Source organism: Bradyrhizobium sp. 187, from assembly GCF_023101005.1.
In the GTDB taxonomy this organism is placed as follows: domain Bacteria; phylum Pseudomonadota; class Alphaproteobacteria; order Rhizobiales; family Xanthobacteraceae; genus Bradyrhizobium; species Bradyrhizobium canariense_D.
On the sequence record NZ_CP064693.1, the window covers coordinates 1,953,464 to 1,972,258 of the forward strand.

Genomic DNA, 18,795 nt, shown 5'->3' on the forward strand with positions numbered 1-18,795 from the left:
CCATCCACGCCTTGTCTCACCGCACGAAGAACGTGGATGCCCGGGACAAGCCCGGGCATGACGGAGAACTAGGCCCGAATCCACCCCCTTCACCTTGATTCCCACCCTTGCCGTCGATACGGTCCCGCGCGATTCAACCCCCCGCGAGAGCCCGATCTGACGATGGACGCCTCCTTGCCCGCCCATATGCGCCCGGAACGCTCGTTCCAGGGCTTTATCCTCGCGCTCCAGCGGTTCTGGGCCGAGCAGGGCTGCGTGATCCTGCAGCCCTACGACATGGAGATGGGTGCGGGCACCTTCCATCCGGCGACCACGCTGCGCGCGCTCGGGCCAAAGCCCTGGAATGCGGCCTATGTGCAGCCCTCGCGGCGGCCCAAGGACGGCCGCTACGGCGAGAATCCGAACCGGCTGCAGCACTACTACCAGTTCCAGGTGATCATGAAGCCGTCGCCGCCGAACCTTCAGGAGCTGTACCTGCAGTCGCTCGCCGCGATCGGCATCGATTCCGCCGTGCACGACATTCGCTTCGTCGAGGACGATTGGGAGAGCCCGACGCTAGGCGCCTGGGGCCTCGGCTGGGAGTGCTGGTGCGACGGCATGGAAGTCAGCCAGTTCACCTATTTCCAGCAGGTCGCGGGTGTCGAATGCGCGCCGGTCGCCGGCGAGCTCACCTACGGGCTCGAGCGCCTCGCGATGTACGTGCAGGGCGTCGACCGGGTCTACGACCTCAACTTCAACGGCCGCGACGGCGACGCCAAGGTCACCTATGGCGACGTCTTCCTGCAGGCCGAGCGGGAATATTCGAAGCACAATTTCGAAGTGGCCGACACCGCGATGCTGTTCGAGCAGTTCAAGATGGCGGAAGCCGTCTGCCGGAAATACCTCGATGCGGGTTGGAAAGATGGCAAGCGCGAGGCGCATCTGATGTCGCTTCCGGCCTATGACCAGTGCATCAAGGCAAGCCATGTGTTCAACCTGCTCGACGCGCGCGGCGTGATCTCCGTGACGGAGCGGCAGAGCTACATTCTTCGCGTGCGCGAACTGGCAAAAGCTTGCGGCGAGGCCTGGATACATACTGAAGCGGGCGGAGCGACCTGATGCCCGATCTTTTGCTTGAACTTTTCTCGGAAGAAATCCCCGCGCGCATGCAGGCCAAGGCGGCGGACGATCTGCGCCGCATGGTCACCGACAAGCTCGTCGCCGAGGGTCTCGTCTACGAAGGCGCGAAGGCGTTCGCGACGCCGCGCCGCCTTGCGCTTACCGTGCACGGCATCCCTGCGCGCCAGCCTGACCTGAAGACCGAACGCCGCGGACCGAAGATCGGTGCGGCCGACGCGGCCGTGCAGGGTTTTCTGAAAGCGACGGGTTTGACGTCGCTGGACGAGGCCAAGATCCAGCGCGATCCGAAGGGCGACTTCTACATCGCGCTGATCGAGAAGCCCGGCCGCGACGCCATCGACGTGCTCGCGGAAATCCTCCCCGTGATCATCCGCACTTTCCCTTGGCCGAAATCGATGCGCTGGGGCGCGCGCTCCGGCAAGCCGGGCTCGCTGAGCTGGGTGCGTCCGCTGCACGCGATCACCGCGACGTTCGGGCTCGAGACCGAAGAGCCCGATGTCGTCAAATTCTCGGTGGACGGCATCGAGGCCGGCCAGACCACTTACGGTCACCGCTTCATGGCTCCTAGCGCGATTTCCGTGCGCCGCTTCGAGGACTACGAAGCGAAGCTGAAGGCCGCAAAAGTCATCCTCGATCCGCAGGCGCGCAAGGACATCATCTTTGCCGACGCCAAGGAGGTGACCTTTGCGCAAGGGTTCGAACTGGTCGAGGATCAGGTGCTGCTCGATGAGGTTTCGGGTCTCGTCGAATGGCCCGTCGTCATGATGGGATCGTTCGAAGCGGAGTATCTCGCGATCCCCGACGAGGTGATCCGCGCCACCATCCGCAACAACCAGAAGTGCTTCGTCGTCAAAGATCCCAAGACGGGCAAGCTGACCAACAAGTTCGTACTCACCGCCAACATCGAGGCGCCCGACGGCGGCAAGACCATCGTCGCCGGCAACGAGCGCGTGATCCGTCCGCGTTTGTCGGATGCAAAATTCTTCTATGAGACGGACCTGAAGACCAAGCTGGAAGACCGGCTGCCGAAGTTCGAGCAGATCGTGTTCCACGAGAAGCTCGGCACCCAGGCTGCGCGCATCAAGCGCATCGAGCGTCTCGCCGCAGAGATCGCGCCGCTCGTCGGCGCCGATGTCGCCAAGGCGACGCGCGCCGCGCATCTGGCGAAGGCGGATTTGCTGACCGAAGTCGTCGGCGAATTCCCCGAGGTGCAGGGCCTGATGGGCAAGTACTACGCGCTGGCCCAGGGCGAGGACGCCTCCGTCGCTGCCGCCTGCGAGGAGCACTATAAGCCGCAAGGGCCTGCCGATCGCGTGCCGACCGATCCGGTCAGCGTCGCAGTCGCGCTCGCGGACAAGCTCGACACGCTTGTCGGCTTCTGGGCGATCGACGAAAAGCCGACGGGATCGAAGGATCCGTATGCGCTGCGCCGCGCGGCGCTGGGCGTGATCAGGATTGTGCTCGAAAATCAGACTAAGATTAGTTTGCGAGAACTCGCTTGGGGGCACTTAGAGCGCTCGTACGACAAACAATACTTGGAAGTTGCAGAAAAGCTTGATGATCTGATGGTCTTTTTCGAAGACCGGCTTAAGGTCCAATTGCGAGATCAGAAGGCGCGTTACGATCTCGTCGATGCGGTTCTCAACGCTGGTTCGTTGGTGCAAGGGCATCCAATAGTGGCGGTCGTCCGCCGCGTCGAAGCACTCGGAAAATTCCTCGATACCGACGACGGCAAGAATCTGCTGGCAGGCACCAAGCGCGCCAGCAACATTCTCTCGATCGAGGAGAAGAAGGATAAGCGCTTATTCGACGGCGCACCCGATGCCTCGCTCTACGCTCTCAGCGAGGAGAAGGCGCTGGCCCGCGCGATCGATGAAGTGACGGCCGAAGCCCGTGCCGCCGTCGCCGGGGAAGACTTCGCTGCCGCGATGAGTGCGATGGCCAAGCTGCGTCCGCCGGTCGATGCGTTCTTCGAGAAAGTTCGCGTCAACGACGAGGATGCGAAGGTGCGTGAGAACCGGCTAAAACTGCTCAACGAGATCCGCAGCGCCACGCGTGCGGTGGCGGATTTCTCGAAGATCCAGGATTGAGCGCGTCTTGGCGCAACTGGACACCGTCATGCCCGGGCTTGTCCCGGGCATCCACGTTCTTCTTCGCTCGTGGAGACGCGTGGATGGCCGGGACAAGCCCGGCCATGACGACGCAGTTGGTGGCCGCAATTGCTGTGCGCGAAGAGTGCCCACACAAAAGCCCCGCCCGGCGGGGGGAGGACCGGGCGGGGCCTGATGTCCGACTATACTGCTCGCGTCAGCCTGATTGATGTGACGCGCCGGACACCTAGTCGATCCCTGAAGACGCTAGTCCATCACCTCGACGATGCGCCGCGAGCGCGGCTCGACCAGCACGGTCTCGCCGTTCACGACGGTGTAGCGATAGGTGGTGGCGCCGAAACGTTGCGGCACGTCATAATAGGTGACACCGCTTTCAGGTAGGGTGGCACCGACCACCACGCGATCCGGAATGCGGAAAGCCGGCACGCGTTGTTCGACGACATAGTCGCGGAAAGCCGGCCGCTGCTCGACCGCAATGGTCGGGCCGCTCTCGACGACGACGGGCGCGCGTCCCACGGTGACGCTGCTTTGCGCCTGCGCCGCAAGGGGCGAGCCGATCGAGGCCGCGAGCGCTGCAAGAGCAAGAATCCTGTTCCGCATGGGCAACTCCTTCGAGAAGGTTTTCGGGAAGCGCCACTGGCGCGACCGGTTGCCAATGCATGCGTCTCCGCGATGTTCCGGAAAACGCCCGCCGCATTCGCGGCATTTTCGGGCAGTTTTCGCGAAGCCGGGAACTCGCGCGCCCCCGGTGCGTCTCTACCCGCGGAACCCAGTCCGCTATGATCCCGCCGCGATTCGCCCCACCCACGGAAAGAAAATTCATGCACATCACCGTCGCCCACATCTCGCCGATCCTGTCGCTGCTTGCGGGTGTGCTCATCCTGATCATGCCGCGCCTCCTGAACCTGATCGTCGCGATTTTTCTCATCATAAATGGTGCGATCGGGCTCGGATTGTTGAAGTGGCTCCATCTCTAGGCCTTCATTCTAGGGAACTCTTCGACTTGCGCGGACCTGCCCAAAGTGGTGTAAGGCGCGCAATTACCCATTCCTCTCGCAGGTTGTGTGCAAGCTATGGCCAAAGCCGCCTCGAAAACTCCAGCGAAAATGCCAGCGAAATCAAAGTCCTCGACCAAGGCGAAAGCCGCGCCGGCGGCCCGCAAGTCACTTGCCAAGCGCGTCCCGAAGCCCATGGCCAAGGGCGCTGCCAAGCCGGTGGCCAAGCCGGCTGTGAAGCCCGCCGCCAAGTCGGTTTCCAAGGCTGTTGCAAAGGCACCGACGAAGCCGGTTGCACCGAAGGTCGCCGCGAAGCCGGTACCGAGCAAGACTGCTTCAACCAAGGCTGCGCCTGTTGCGGCCAAGGCCGGCAGGTGGGTGTTCACCTTTGGGGACGGCAAGGCCGAGGGCAAAGCGGAGATGCGCGATTTGCTCGGCGGCAAGGGCGCCAACCTCGCCGAGATGGCCAATCTCGGCCTGCCGGTGCCTCCGGGCTTCACCATCCCGACCTCGGTCTGCACCTATTTCTACGCGCATGACAAATCCTACCCGAAGGAATTGAAGTCGCAGGTTGAGAAGGCGCTCGACCATGTCGGCAAGTTGACCGGCAAGATCTTCGGCGATTCCAGGAATCCGCTGCTCGTTTCCGTGCGCTCCGGCGGCCGCGCCTCGATGCCGGGCATGATGGATACCGTGCTCAATCTCGGCCTCAATGACGAGACCGTGGAAGCGCTGTCGGAACTGTCAGGCGATCGCCGCTTCGCTTATGACAGCTATCGCCGCTTCATCACCATGTATTCGGACGTGGTGCTCGGGTTCGAGCATCATCATTTCGAGGAAATCCTCGACACCTTCAAGGACAGCCAGGGCTACACGCTCGACACGGATCTCACCGCCGACGACTGGGTCGATCTGGTCGGCAAGTACAAGGACGCGGTCGCGCGCGAAACCGGCAAGGATTTTCCGCAGGATCCGCACGACCAGCTCTGGGGCGCGATTGGCGCGGTGTTTTCATCCTGGATGAACGCCCGCGCGGTGACCTACCGCAGGCTGCACGACATTCCGGAATCCTGGGGCACCGCGGTCAACGTGCAGGCCATGGTGTTCGGCAACATGGGCGAGACCTCGGCGACCGGCGTTGCCTTCACGCGCAATCCCTCGACCGGCGAGAGCAAGCTCTACGGCGAGTTCCTGATCAACGCGCAAGGCGAGGACGTGGTCGCGGGCATCCGCACGCCCCAGGACATCACCGAGGAAGCGCGCAAGGACTCCGGCTCCGACAAGGCGTCGATGGAATCGGCGATGCCGGAGGCGTTCAAGGAGCTGACGCGGATCTACACGCTGCTCGAGAAGCACTACCGCGACATGCAGGACATGGAGTTCACGGTCGAGCAGGGCAAGCTCTGGATGCTCCAGACCCGCGGCGGCAAGCGTACTGCCAAGGCGGCGCTGCGCATCGCGGTCGAACTCGCCAATGAAGGCCTGATCACCAAGAAGGAAGCGGTGACGCGGATCGACCCCGCCTCGCTCGACCAGCTGCTGCATCCGACCATTGACCCCAACGCCAAGCGCGACGTGATCGCGACCGGCCTGCCGGCCTCGCCGGGTGCGGCCTCCGGCGAGATCGTGTTCTCCTCGGACGAAGCGGCCAAGCTTCAGGCCGACGGACGCAAGGTGATTCTGGTCCGGATCGAGACCAGCCCCGAAGACATCCACGGCATGCACGCCGCCGAAGGCATCTTGACCACCCGCGGCGGCATGACCTCGCATGCTGCGGTCGTCGCGCGCGGCATGGGCAAGCCCTGCGTCTCCGGCTGCGGCACCATCCGCGTCGATTACGGCCGCGGCACCATGAGCATCGGCTCACGCACCTTCAAGACCGGCGACGTCATCACCATCGACGGCTCGCTCGGCCAGGTGCTCGCCGGCCGCATGCCGATGATCGAGCCCGAGCTGTCCGGCGAGTTCGGCACGCTGATGAAATGGGCCGACCAGGTCCGCAAGATCGGCGTGCGCGTCAACGCCGACACGCCGGAGGACGCGCACACTGCGATCAAGTTCGGCGCGGAAGGCATCGGCCTCTGCCGTACCGAGCACATGTTCTTCGAGGAGACGCGCATCCGCACGGTGCGCGAGATGATCCTCTCCGAGGACGAGCAGTCGCGCCGCGCTGCGCTGGCAAAACTGCTGCCGATGCAGCGCGCCGACTTCGTCGAGTTGTTCGAGATCATGAAGGGCCTGCCCGTCACGATCCGCTTGCTTGATCCGCCGCTGCACGAGTTCCTGCCGCACACCCATGCCGAGGTCGAGGAAGTGGCGCGCGCCATGAACACCGACCCGCGGCGCCTGGCCGACCGCGCGCGGGAGCTGTCGGAGTTCAATCCGATGCTCGGCTTCCGCGGCTGCCGTATCGCGATAGCCTATCCCGAGATCGCCGAGATGCAGGCACGTGCGATCTTCGAAGCGGCGGTCGAGGCCGAGAAGCGCACCGGCAAGGCCGTCGGCCTCGAGGTGATGGTGCCGCTGATCGCCACCAAGATGGAGCTCGACCTCGTCAAGGCGCGCATCGATTCCACCGCGAAGGCGGTGATGCGCGACACCAACACCAAGCTGACCTATCAGGTCGGCACAATGATCGAGCTGCCGCGCGCCTGCCTGCTCGCGGCCGAGATCGCGGAGAGCGCCGAGTTCTTCTCATTCGGTACCAACGACCTCACGCAGACGACGTACGGCATCAGCCGTGACGATGCCGCAAGCTTCCTCGGCACCTACGTGTCCAAGGGCATCCTGCCGATCGATCCCTTTGTCGCGCTCGACCAGGAAGGCGTCGGCGAGCTCGTCAAGATCGGCGTCGCACGCGGTCGCAAGACGCGCCCCTCGCTCAAGGTCGGCATCTGCGGCGAGCACGGCGGCGATCCCGCCTCCGTCGCCTTCTGTCACGCGATCGGCCTCGACTACGTCTCCTGCTCGCCCTACCGCGTCCCGATCGCCCGCCTCGCCGCCGCGCAAGCCGCGCTCGGCAAGGCGATCGCGAGCCAAGCGTAAGGTAAGCGGCGAGTTGAATGTTGAGAGCGAAAGAGGCGGGGCCAAAACCCCGCCTCTTTCTTTTGAGGCGACGTTCTTGCCACACATTCAGTGTCATCGCCCGCGTAAGCGGGCGATCCAGTATTCCAGAGGCGGTGACGTGATAGGGAAGGAGCCGCGGCGTACTGGATGGGCCGCCTTCGCGGGCATGGCGGCTGTGGTCGAAGTGGCGATGGAACCGCGCGCGTCCCGTAATGACACGTGCGCGCAAGAGTTCCTTCACCATTCGCGTTGACCAGTTGTTTACCCCTTCGCGTGAGGGCGCATTTACCAAGGCGCATCATCGCCCCGTGAAAACACCTGCGATTGCTTGCGTGTGCCGCATGCTCAACGCCGATTAACGCCCCAGCAACCTAAATTAGATACTCACGATAAAGATCGAATTGCACGGATGTACTGCGGCTCGATTTTTCTAGCGTAAGCGTAGCGTGAGCGTATCGATGTTTTTGTTGCGTACCCATCCGAAGGGCGCGCGGTTCGCGTCCTTCGGCATCGGTCTCTGCATCTTCGCATTGATGCCGAGAGAGACCGGCTATCAGGACATTGCCTCGCTGCTGGCGCGCCAACCCGGCGTCGCGGAGCGTTGGCAGAAGCAGGTTTTCTCTGCTGCGTCCTCCATACAACTGGCCACTTACAGTTTTTCCCGGCCGATCGGCACTTCGGCTCCGCAGAGCGCGATGGTTCGTCTCGCGAGCCTCGACGGCCGCGACGTCACCGGCGCGATCAGCCGCAATCCGGCGCTGCAGGCGCCGCCCCGCTACCAGGCCGCCGATTTTCCCAAGGTCGATCGCTCCATGAAGGGTGACCGCCTCGCAACGGTCACACCGACGCAGGCTCCCGAAGCGGGCGCGCCGACGGCAGCGCCGACGCAGGAGGATCCCGCGACGTCGAACAGCTCGGTGTTCGGCGCCAAGACCGTCGCGCTGCCGCAGGCGATGTCGCCGGAATCCGCGGCCGCGCTGGATCCCGAACTCGCGGAGGCGCTGCGTGCGCCGCCGCTGCCGCAATACACCAATGCGCCACAAGCCAGCGACGCTGCGCGCTCGCTCGCGCTCCAGCCGCTCGAAGCGCTGAAGCAGGCCACCATTCCGGCTGCACCGCCGCGCGATCCGTTCCGGGTCAAGACCTCGAGCCTGTTCTTCGGCAGCTCCTCGCTCGGAGGCAACGTCGAGAGCATCGAGAGCTGGCAACCCGGTGCGGAGCCGCTGATCGTGATGCCCGACCCCGACATGAAGGTGACGGCGTCGCTATCGCCGCCGTCGGAGGATATTGCGAAGGATATCGAAAGCGGCGAGAGCGTCGCGCCGAAGGGTGAGGTCAACGTCGACAATCAGCGCGCCAGATCGCCGGCGGAACGGCTCGCGCTCGACGACAACTCGCGCGCGAAGTCCGAAAAATGCCTCGCGGAGGCCGTCTATTTCGAGTCCCGCGGCGAGGCCGTGCGCGGTCAGATGGCGGTTGCGCAGGTGGTGATGAACCGCGTGTTCTCCGGCAAATACCCGGACACTGTGTGCGGCGCCGTCTATCAGAACAAGCACCGCCATCTCGCTTGCCAGTTCACCTTTGCCTGCGACAACAATGCCGACGTGATCCGCGAGCCCGAGATGTGGGACCGTGCGAAAAAGATCTCGAAGGCCATGCTCGACGGCCAGATCTGGCTGCCCGAGGTCGGCAAGTCCACGCACTACCACGCCTATTGGGTGCGCCCGTCCTGGGTCGCCGAGATGAAGAAGATGTACAAGACCGGCGTCCACACCTTCTATCGCCCACGCGCCTGGGGCGATGGCAGCGAAGAGCCGAGCTGGGGCACCCCGGCGCAGACCGCCGCGCTCTCCGCCGAGCTCACTCAGCAAGCCAAGAGCTCCGCCGAGATGGGCGCGACCGAGCGGCGGTAGCGCCTCACGCCTCGATATCCAGCGCGCAGTCGAAATTTGGCGCCGAATGCGTCAGCGCGCCGGATGAGGCGTAGTCGACGCCGGTCGCAGCGATGGCTGGGATCGAGTCCAGGGTGACACCGCCGGATGCCTCCAGCTTGAGGCGTCCCTCGTTGAGCCTGACGGCTTCGCGCAGCGTCGCAATATCCATGTTGTCGAGCAGCACGGCGTCGGCAAGGCCGGTGTCGAGCACCTCGCGCAACTGCGGAAGCGTGTCGACCTCGATCTCGATCTTGACGAGATGGCCGGCCTGGGCGCGGGCGCGCTCCAGCACGGGACGGATGCCGCCGGCGACCGCGATGTGGTTGTCCTTGATCAGGATCGCGTCGTCGAGCCCGAAGCGGTGATTGAAGCCGCCGCCGCAGCGTACCGCGTATTTCTCCAAGGCGCGCAGCCCGGGCGTGGTCTTTCGCGTGCAGCAGATTCTCATCCGGGTGCCCTCGGCGCGCGCAACGTAGTCCGCCGTGAGCGTCGCGACGCCCGACAGCCGGCCGACGAAATTCAGCGCGGTCCGCTCCGCCGTGAGGATGGCGCGTGCCGGCCCCGAGATCGTCAGCACCTGCTGCCCGCGGGCGACGCGCGCGGCGTCGCGAACATGTGCGCGTACCTCGATGTCGGGCGAAAGCTTTTGCAAGGTGGCGAGCGCCAGCGGCAAGCCGGCGATCACGCCGGACTGCCGTGCGACCAGGATCGCTTGCGCCTTCGTTGCCTCGGGGATCGTCGCAAGCGAGGTAATGTCGCCGGCGCGGCCGAGATCCTCATCGAGCGCGCGGAGCACGGCCTCGTCGATCGCGAGCGGGGAGAGAAAGGCGTCGGGATAGAGCAGAGAGGTCGGGGTGATCATGGCAGACTCCGTCAGGCGATCATGGGTTGTGCGGTGCGCGGTGTCGGGCGTTCGCTCAGGCTGTCCGCGACCTCGCGTACTGCTGCGAGCGTCGTCATCGTGCGCTGCGCGAGGGCGGGTACGTCCGCGGCATGGTCGGAGCGGAAATGCGCGCCGCGGCTCTCGCGCCGGTTCCAGGCCGACGCCGCCACGAGCAGGGCTGCCGTTGCCATGTTGCGGACCGCGATGCTCGTGGCCTCTCGTTCGAGCGCGGCGAAGCTGCGAACCGCGTCCGCAAGCCCGTAACCGTCGCGGATCACGCCGACATGCGCGCTCATCAGCATCCGCAGCCGCTTCACGGCCGCAGCATCCGGTGCGCCGCCGCGCGGCGTCGCCGCGTCCGCAAGGCGGGCGGGCGAGGGGCTGGTGCGGCCGGCGATGTCATCGGCGATGCGTGCGGCGTAGACCACGGCCTCGAGCAGCGAATTCGACGCAAGCCGGTTCGCGCCATGCGCGCCGGTGGACGACACCTCGCCGCCGGCCCACAGCCCGTCGATCGAGCTGCGGCCGCGATGGTCGACGGCGATGCCGCCCATGTGGTAGTGCGCCGCCGGTGCGATCGGGATGGCCTGCGTGGCGGGATCCATGCCAGCGGCCATGCAGCTTGCATGAACCGTCGGGAATCTGTCGCCAAAACGTGCGCCCAGCGCTTGCCGCGCATCGAGAAAGGCGCCGCGCCCGGCCGAGATCTCCGCGAACACGCCGCGGGCCACGATGTCGCGCGGAGCGAGCTCGGCGAGCGGATGGCGCGCCGCCATGAAATGCTCGCCACGGCCGTTGATCAGCGTCGCGCCTTCACCGCGCAGCGCTTCGGTGGCGAGCGGCGCGGGATCGCGACCGACCATGATGGCGGTCGGGTGAAATTGCACGAACTCGGGATCTGCAATCACCGCGCCGGCGCGTGCGGCGATCGCAAGGCCGGATCCGCTGGCCTCGCGCGGATTGGTGGTGACGGCATAGAGATGGCCGATGCCGCCCGTCGCGAGCACCACCATCCGCGCGGCGAGCAGGATCGGCTGTGCTGCCGCGTCGCCAGCTTCGCGCAATCGTAGGCCGGCGACCGCGCCGTCCTCGGTCAACAGCGCTTCGGCGACGAAACCTTCGATCAGCCGGATCGACGGCGTGCGCCGCACGGCTTCGCTCAGCGCCGCGATGATGGCGGCGCCCGCGCCATCGCCACGCACATGTACGATACGCCGCGCCGAGTGTGCGGCCTCGCGCCCGACTGCGAGCCTGCCTTCGAGATCGCGGTCGAACGGCACGCCATAGGCGAGAAGGTCGTGAATCCGCGGTGCGGCCTCGCGCGCGATCCCGAGTGCGACAGCTTCGTCGACGATGCCGCAGCCAACTGCAACCGTGTCCGCGGCGTGCGCTTCCGGCGTATCCCCTTCAGCCATTGCCGCGGCGATGCCGCCTTGCGCCCATGCGGACGACGCGCCCTGTCCGAGCGGCGCCGCCGAGATCAATATTACCGGCCGCGGCGCGAGCTTGAGCGCGCAGAACAATCCGGCAAGGCCGCCGCCGACGATGACGACGTCGTCGGAGCGGGGGAGGGTGTTGATGTTGTTTGTCATGGCTTTATCTCAGTTCTTCAAATTGATCATCCGCTCGACCGAGCGCCTTGCGCGGTCCGCGAGCGCGGGATCGATCGTCACTTCTTCGCGAAGCGTCAGCAGGCTCTCCAGAATGTTGGCGAGCGTGATGCGCTTCATGTGCGGGCAGATGTTGCAGGGGCGCAGCATCTCCACATCGGGCAGCTCGGCGCGGACATTGTCGGCCATCGAGCATTCCGTGATCATCACCAGCCGCCGCGGCCGCCGCTCGCGCACCCAGTTGATCATGTGCGCGGTCGAGCCCGTGAAATCGGCCTCGGCCAGCACGTCCGGCGGGCATTCGGGATGAGCGATGATCTGCACGGAGGGATCGGCCTCGCGGTAGCTGCGCAGCTCGGCGCCAGTGAAACGCTCGTGCACCTCGCAGGCGCCCTTCCAGGCAATGATCTTCACGTCGGTCTTCGAGGCCACGTAAGTGGCGAGATAGCGGTCGGGCAGGAAGATCACGGTTGGTGCGCCGAGGCTTTCGACCACCTGCACCGCGTTCGACGAGGTGCAGCAGATATCGACCTCGGCCTTCACCTCCGCGGAGGTGTTGACATAGGCAACGACAGGCACGCCGGGGAATTTTTCGCGGAGCAGGCGGACGTCGGCGCCGGTGATGCTGGCAGCGAGCGAGCAGCCGGCGCGCGTATCAGGAATAAGCACCGTCTTGTCCGGATTGAGCAGTTTCGACGTCTCCGCCATGAAGTGCACGCCGCACTGGACGATGATGCCGGCCTTCACCCTGGTGGCTTCGACCGCGAGCTGGAGCGAATCACCGCCGATGTCGGCGACGCAGTGGAAGATCTCCGGCGTCTGGTAATTGTGCGCGAGGATCACCGCGCCCCGGGCCTGCTTCAGCTCGTTGATCGCCTTGATCGTCGGGGCCATCAGCGGCCATTCGATCGGCGGGATGACACGTTTCACGCGCTCGTAAAGCGGTGCGGTGGCTCGCTCGACCTCCGGCGTCCATTCCAGTGAAGGCATCGGCAGCGAAGGTCCGGTTCGCGACTGCTTGGCCTGTGCCGGGGTGATGACGTGGCCCTGCGGCCGGTTGGCAAAGTCGTCGGGGCCGTAAATTCCAGTTAGCGGCATCCAAGCCTCCCGTGCATGTCATTTGTACTCATTTTGAGCATATATAAAGCCTGAGAAATCCGGCCGACAGGCCGGGGGATCATTCGATATGCTCGATATGAGCAAATATAAAATAACACGTCGTGTTGGGAGCCGCCAGATCTTGCCGCACACGTTTCCGTTAAGTCGCGCCCGGCGCGTCGGCTGAGGCCGCGAGGAAATGCAATGCTCCCGCGCCAGCTCTTCGCGGAATGCAATCGTTTTTGACTTGGGGTTTCCATGCAGATGCATTAAACGAGCTGGCTCGCGGCCGCCATTTGCGAATCCGCGACCACGCACGAGGAACAGCATGTCGATACAGATGGGTGAGCTCGGTTCGGTCTCCCGTTCCTCCTCCTGGCGCACGCCGGCGATCATCATTCTCTGCGGCTGCGCGATCGGGATGCTCGGGTTCGGCCCGCGCTCGGCGCTGGGCTTCTTCGTACAGCCGATGAGCCATGAATACGCCTGGGGCCGCGACGTGTTCGGCCTCGCGATCGCGTTTCAGAATTTGCTGTGGGGACTGGGCCAGCCCGTCGCCGGCGCGGTCGCCGATCGCTTCGGCCTGTTTCGGGTGATGTGCGTCGGCGCTCTGCTCTATGCCGGGGGCTTGCTCCTGATGCGCTACTCATCGACGCCGCTGTCACTGAACATCGGCGCTGGTGTCATGGTCGGCTTCGGTCTCGCCGGCTGCTCGTTCAATCTGGTGCTCTCGGCCTTCACCAAGCTCTTGCCGGCCGAGAAGCGCGGCCTTGCGCTCGGCGCCGGTACTGCGGCGGGATCGTTCGGGCAATTCCTGTTCGCGCCGATCGGTGTGGCCCTGATCGACAATTTCGGCTGGCAGCAGGCGCTCACCGTGTTCGGCTTCCTAATGCTGCTGATCATTCCGTTGTCGCTGGCGCTCTCGACGCCGCCGGTCGCAAGCACGGCAAACGCGGCGCCTGCGGACCAGCAGACCTTCACCAAAGCGCTCGCGGAAGCCTTCGGCCATCGCTCCTACGTGCTGCTGGTGCTCGGCTTCTTCACCTGCGGCTTCCAGCTTGCCTTCATCACGGTGCATCTGCCGGCCTTCCTGGTCGATAGCGGCATCTCCACGCAGATCGGCGGCTGGGTGATCGCGGCGATCGGCCTGTTCAACATCATGGGATCGCTCAGCGTCGGCTATCTCCAGAACAGCCTGCCCAAGCGCTACATCCTCTCGACCATCTATTTCACCCGCGCGCTTGCGACGCTTGCCTTCATCTCGTTTCCGATCACGCCGTTCTCGGCGATTGCGTTCGGCGCGGTCTCCGGCCTGACCTGGCTGTCGACCGTGCCACCGACCTCGGCACTGGTCGCGATCATGTTCGGCACGCGCTGGTTCGCCACGCTCTATGGCTTCGCCTTCGTCAGCCATCAGGTCGGCGGCTTCCTCGGCGTCTGGCTCGGCGGCATCGTGTTTGAGCGGTTCGGTTCCTACACGCCGATCTGGTGGCTCTCGATCCTGTTCGGCGTGCTCTCGGCGCTGATCAATCTTCCGATCGTGGAGAAACCGGTCCAGCGGGCGGTTGCGCAGCCTGCCTGATCGGCTAAACATCCCCTGAAACAAGTCAGGGAGTTTTGCTGTGGCGACGTTCAAGGCGATCCGGATCGACAAGGCGGACAAGGGCACCACCGCGCAGCTCACGCAGTTCGACGAAGCCGAACTGATGGAGGGCGACGTCACCGTCCGCGTGGAATGGTCGACGTTGAACTACAAGGACGGCCTTGCGCTCACCGGCAAGGCGCCGGTGGTGCGCCGCTTCCCGATGATTGCCGGCATCGACTTCGCCGGCACCGTCGAGCAGTCCTCGCATCCGCAATGGAAGGCGGGCGATAAGGTTGTCTGCACCGGCTGGGGCATGGGCGAGACCCATCTTGGCGCCTATGCCGAGAAGGCGCGGGTGAAAGGCGACTGGCTGGTCGCTCTTCCGCAGGGCCTATCGGCGCGCGACGCCATGGCGATCGGCACTGCCGGCTTCACCGCGATGCTGTCCGTGCTGGCGCTGGAGAAGCACGGAGTGTCGCCGAACAGCGGTCCGGTCGTGGTGACGGGGGCTGCAGGCGGCGTCGGCTCGGTTGCGACCGCCGTGCTCTCGAAGCTCGGCTATCACGTCATCGCCTCCACCGGACGTGCGTCCGAAGCGGACTATCTGAAAGAGATCGGCGCGGCTGAGGTGATCGACCGCAACGAATTGTCGGCGGCCGCCAAGCCCATCGCCAAGGAGCGCTGGGCGGGTGGCGTCGACAGCGTCGGCTCGACCACGCTCGCAAACCTGCTGTCGATGACGAAGTACGGCGGCGCGATCGCGGCCTGCGGCTTGGCTGCCGGCATGGACCTGCCGTCTTCCGTCGCACCCTTCATTTTGCGCGGGGTGTGCCTTCTCGGCATCGATTCCGTGATGTGCCCGATCGAGCCGCGGAAAGCTGCCTGGCAACGCCTGGCGTCCGATCTGGACCGGTCAAAACTAGCTGAAATTACTCACGAAATTCCGCTTTCTGAAGTTCCGGAGTGGGGCGCGAAAATCCTCGCCGGCCAGGTCCGCGGTCGCACCGTTGTAAAAATTGTCTAACGGCGTTCAGACTTTACCAACCATGCTGCTTCAATGTCGCCATGGTTAGTATGGTAAGCAGCAGGTAAAGAGATAAGGCATAGCCCGCTGCGGGGTTGGTTCGGAGTTGAGCATGCTTGCGCGTATTGTGTTGGGGGCGGTCACGGCGGTAGCGACGCTTACGCCGGCCATTGCTGGAAGCATGAACGCCGATGAGGCGCGCCGCTTCGTCGCCGGGAAGGTGTTTGCTTTCACCTGTTTTGACGGCACCCGCGGCGCTGGCCGCATCATGGACGACCTCGGCGCCGCTGGCGCAGTGCAGTTCTCGGGTGCAGGTCCGGTGAAACATCTCCGCCTGCCCGGCAACACGCTGCAGATCCGCGGCCAGAACGTCTGCGCCTCGATCAAGGGCATTCCGTTCGAGCCCTGTTTCAACCTTGAAAAGACCGACGATCGCAGTTTCCGCGGCTCGGTATCGGGGATGGGCTTCGCCTATTGCGACTTCCATCACCAGGGCGGCAACCAGATGCTGATGGCGCGGGCCGTCGCGCGGCCGCGCTCGCTGCGCACCTCGGAACACACGGGTTCGGTCGGCACGCCCAACACCGAAGTCGCCGCGCGTGTCGAGACCCCGCGCGTCGAGAGTAGCCGGCTCGAGCCGGTGAAGCCGCAAGTTAAATCGGAGCCCGCCAGGGACGACGCCCCGCTGGAGCTGCGCCGCTCGACCCAGTGAGTTGGCTGCGCGCGTCCGCGCACTTTGTCGTTGAGAGCTGCCATCAGACACGAAGCCGCCGCGCCGTAGTCATACGGACGGCGGCTTTCATGCGTTGGTAGCTGTTCGCGCCCCAGTTTAGGTACGGCCGGGGGCGCGGCCCGATAAAAGGGTTCAACGATGTCGCTGTACTTCTTCCGTATCAGCACGGGCCGCTATTCCGGTGCTGCCGACCAGCCATATGAGTTCGAGGACCGCGCCGCGGCCTGGACCGAGATGACCGAAGTCTGTGCCAATTTGCTCGGCGGCATCTCGCGCGGCCTGAAACAGGACGCCGAATGGCGCATGGAGCTGCTCGACGAGAACAAGGAGCCGGTGTTCCGGATCAGCTTGATTGGCGAGAGCCAAAAGGCCCTTGGTCGCACTGGCTAGAAATCGGGCATCCTACCGCCGCGTGTGGTTAACCTGTTAAGCGCGCGGACCGTGCCGTTTTCAAGGGATTTTCCGATAAGTCCGGTATTTGTCCGGGGGCGATCGTTAACCAGATCACCACACCTGAAGCTCAGTTTTTAGGCAAGGGCGATCAACGCCGAGGGCGGCCGACAATGACTTGGCCGCGCAACCCGGGAAACGCCCTCATGTCGAGACTCATCCAGAATCTGCAAATCGGTACCAAGCTCGCGCTCGCTTCGGCGTTCGGCGTTGTTCTCGTCGGCGCCATGATCGCGAGCCAGGTCATCGGCAACAACAACGTGCGGCATTCCAACCAGGCCGCGCTTGCGCAGCAGGAATTGGTGCGCGAGGCTACCGAAGCCAAGCTTGGGATACGCGGCTTGCAACTCGCCGTACGGGACATGCGTCTCGCCAACAATCAGGGTGACTTGCAAAAGGCGAGCGAGCTTCTGCTGGAGCGGTCGAAAGCACTGAACGGCGTTGTCGATTCCATGCTCAGGTTGTCGCACGCCCCGGAAAACCGCGCGCGGATGGAGAAGCTCAAGTCTACGTCGGCCGATTACCTGAAGGGCGCGCAGCAGAACGCCTCTGTTCGCAGCGAGGCCATTGCGGTTGCGGCCACGGACCCCGTCCGCGCCGCCAAGATTTCCGAGGAAGGCGCGCGCCAGATCCGCGAGGTGACGCTGCCGCTTGCCACACAGCTGGACAATTTGACCAGCGAGATTGCCGATTTCGCCAAGCACAAGAGCGATGAAGAAATCGCTGCCGCGAGCCAGGAGATGGCCGTGAGCGAGCGTCTCGGCATGGTGGTCGGTGCGTGCGCCGTGCTCGTCCTCATCGGTTCGTGGCTGATGTCCTTCCTGACCATCGCGCGGCCGATCCGCGCGCTCACGGTTGCCATGGACAAGCTCGCTGGTGGTGACTTCTCTGTTGTCCTGCCGGGTCTCGGCCGCAAGGACGAGGTCGGCGGTGTCGCCGCGGCCGTCGAGAAATTCAAGGTCGTGTCGGAGCAGAAGGCGCGCCAGGAAGCGGAAGCCAAGATGCGGCAGGACCAGGTGGCGGCCGAGCAGCGCAAGGCCGATATGCGCAAGCTTGCTGATAGTTTCGAAGGCGCCGTCGGCGAGATCGTCGATACGGTGTCGTCGGCCGCGACGGAGCTCGAGGCTTCGGCCTCGACGTTGACCTCGACGGCGGAGCGGGCACAGGAACTGACGATAGTTGTGGCTGCGGCCTCCGAGGAGGCGTCGACCAACGTGCAATCGGTGGCGTCGGCCACGGAAGAGCTGTCGTCTTCAATTACGGAGATTAGCCGCCAGGTGCAGGAATCGGCGCGGGTCGCGAGCGAGGCGGTTACCCAAGCCCGAACCACGACCGACCGTGTCGGAGAATTGTCCAAGGCGGCGGCTCGCATTGGCGACGTGGTCGAGCTGATCAACACCATCGCCGGCCAGACCAACCTGCTGGCGCTTAATGCCACCATCGAGGCGGCACGCGCCGGCGAGGCCGGTCGCGGCTTTGCCGTGGTGGCTTCCGAAGTGAAGGCGCTTGCCGAGCAGACCGCGAAGGCGACCGGCGAGATCGGCCAGCAGATTTCCGGCATTCAGGCCGCGACGCAGGACTCCGTCGCCGCCATCAGCGCCATCAGCAACACCATTGAAAAGCTGTCCGAGATATCGTCCACGATCGCGGCGGCCGTCGAGGAGCAGGGCGCGGCGACGCAGGAGATCTCGCGCAACGTGCAGCAGGCGGCCGAAGGCACCCATCAGGTCTCGTCCAACATCACCGACGTGCAGCGCGGTGCAGGCGAAACCGGCTCGGCATCGTCGCAGGTGCTGGCAGCCGCGCGGTCATTGTCCGGCGACAGCAACCGCCTCAAGCTCGAGGTCGGCAAGTTCCTCGACACCGTGCGCGCCGCCTAAGAACCTCGTTCCAGACAGTTCGGAAGACGCCCTGCCTCCTCAGGCGGGGCGTTTTTGCATCCTGATCTTCGCCGCGAACGTCTCGCGCATGACTTCGGCGAACGTCGGCTGCAAAAGCAAACAGTGGCGACCTCAAGCTGAAATTTACAACTTTCTGGCGAGATTATCTCTTCCATTTCAACTGTTTGGGTTGAAATCTCAGTATTTCTCCGAGCCCTCCCGTTAACCAGAATGAGTAACCCTAAGGAATAGATTCTCCGGCAAGGGCGATCAACGTCCATGCAGCCGGCAAGGACTTGGCTGCGTG

The 18,795-nt window shown here is 64.5% G+C and carries 14 protein-coding genes; 10 read left to right on the plus strand and 4 right to left on the minus strand.

Going from position 1 to position 18,795, the window contains the following annotated elements:
* Positions 1-162: 162 nt before the first annotated feature.
* Complete coding sequence (locus IVB19_RS09340; RefSeq protein ID WP_085352612.1) at positions 163-1,098, plus strand: glycine--tRNA ligase subunit alpha; 936 nt, start codon at positions 163-165, stop codon at positions 1,096-1,098.
* Positions 1,098-3,209 carry a glycine--tRNA ligase subunit beta gene (gene glyS / locus IVB19_RS09345; RefSeq protein ID WP_026232838.1) on the plus strand — a complete coding sequence of 704 codons (2,112 nt, stop codon included), beginning with the start codon at positions 1,098-1,100 and terminating at the stop codon, positions 3,207-3,209. The genes IVB19_RS09340 and glyS overlap by 1 nt, the downstream gene beginning before the upstream one ends.
* Positions 3,210-3,476: 267 nt before the next feature.
* Here the strand turns inward: glyS and IVB19_RS09350 are convergent, their stop codons facing one another.
* A complete protein-coding gene (locus IVB19_RS09350; RefSeq protein WP_018454893.1) occupies positions 3,477-3,830 on the minus strand; it encodes a DUF1236 domain-containing protein in 354 nt (117 codons plus the stop codon).
* Positions 3,831-4,051: 221 nt separating this feature from the next.
* Between IVB19_RS09350 and IVB19_RS09355 the strand changes: the two genes are divergently transcribed.
* The 3 genes from IVB19_RS09355 to IVB19_RS09365 all read left to right on the plus strand — a co-directional run bounded on the left by IVB19_RS09355 (position 4,052) and on the right by IVB19_RS09365 (position 9,204).
* Positions 4,052-4,207 (plus strand): DUF3096 domain-containing protein, encoded by a 156-nt coding sequence (locus tag IVB19_RS09355; protein WP_007594951.1) that lies wholly within the window; start codon positions 4,052-4,054, stop codon positions 4,205-4,207.
* Positions 4,208-4,303: 96 nt separating this feature from the next.
* The gene (gene ppdK, locus IVB19_RS09360) at positions 4,304-7,270 is read left to right on the plus strand and encodes a pyruvate, phosphate dikinase (protein WP_018454892.1); all 2,967 of its coding nucleotides are present in this window, start codon (positions 4,304-4,306) and stop codon (positions 7,268-7,270) included.
* A 479-nt stretch (positions 7,271-7,749) separates the two neighbouring features.
* Complete coding sequence (locus IVB19_RS09365) at positions 7,750-9,204, plus strand: cell wall hydrolase (protein WP_247821342.1); 1,455 nt, start codon at positions 7,750-7,752, stop codon at positions 9,202-9,204.
* Positions 9,205-9,208: 4 nt separating this feature from the next.
* On the opposite strand, the gene nadC is transcribed toward IVB19_RS09365, so the two are convergent.
* The 3 genes from nadC to nadA are packed head-to-tail and all read right to left on the minus strand — an operon-like array spanning position 9,209 to position 12,816.
* Positions 9,209-10,087: a carboxylating nicotinate-nucleotide diphosphorylase gene (gene nadC, locus IVB19_RS09370; RefSeq protein ID WP_085352608.1), complete on the minus strand. Its 879-nt coding sequence runs from the start codon at positions 10,085-10,087 to the stop codon at positions 9,209-9,211.
* An 11-nt stretch (positions 10,088-10,098) separates the two neighbouring features.
* Positions 10,099-11,700, minus strand: a complete 1,602-nt coding sequence (locus tag IVB19_RS09375; protein ID WP_247363584.1) for an L-aspartate oxidase — start codon at positions 11,698-11,700, stop codon at positions 10,099-10,101.
* 9 nt (positions 11,701-11,709) lie between these two features.
* Positions 11,710-12,816 (minus strand): quinolinate synthase NadA, encoded by a 1,107-nt coding sequence (gene nadA / locus IVB19_RS09380; RefSeq protein WP_204513858.1) that lies wholly within the window; start codon positions 12,814-12,816, stop codon positions 11,710-11,712.
* Positions 12,817-13,144: 328 nt separating this feature from the next.
* Between nadA and IVB19_RS09385 the strand changes: the two genes are divergently transcribed.
* The 5 genes from IVB19_RS09385 (at position 13,145) to IVB19_RS09405 (ending at position 18,488) form a co-directional block, all read left to right on the plus strand.
* Entirely contained in the window at positions 13,145-14,398 is a 1,254-nt protein-coding gene (locus IVB19_RS09385) for an MFS transporter (RefSeq protein WP_018458839.1), read from the plus strand.
* A gap of 40 nt (positions 14,399-14,438) precedes the next feature.
* Positions 14,439-15,425: an acrylyl-CoA reductase (NADPH) gene (gene acuI, locus IVB19_RS09390; protein ID WP_085352604.1), complete on the plus strand. Its 987-nt coding sequence runs from the start codon at positions 14,439-14,441 to the stop codon at positions 15,423-15,425.
* Positions 15,426-15,537: 112 nt separating this feature from the next.
* On the plus strand, positions 15,538-16,137 hold the full coding sequence (locus IVB19_RS09395) for a hypothetical protein (protein ID WP_026233672.1): 600 nt from the start codon (positions 15,538-15,540) through the stop codon (positions 16,135-16,137).
* 159 nt (positions 16,138-16,296) lie between these two features.
* A complete protein-coding gene (locus IVB19_RS09400) occupies positions 16,297-16,548 on the plus strand; it encodes a DUF6894 family protein (RefSeq protein ID WP_007594936.1) in 252 nt (83 codons plus the stop codon).
* Between the two features lie 206 nt (positions 16,549-16,754).
* Positions 16,755-18,488 (plus strand): methyl-accepting chemotaxis protein, encoded by a 1,734-nt coding sequence (locus tag IVB19_RS09405; protein ID WP_240543332.1) that lies wholly within the window; start codon positions 16,755-16,757, stop codon positions 18,486-18,488.
* Positions 18,489-18,795 lie beyond the last annotated feature (307 nt).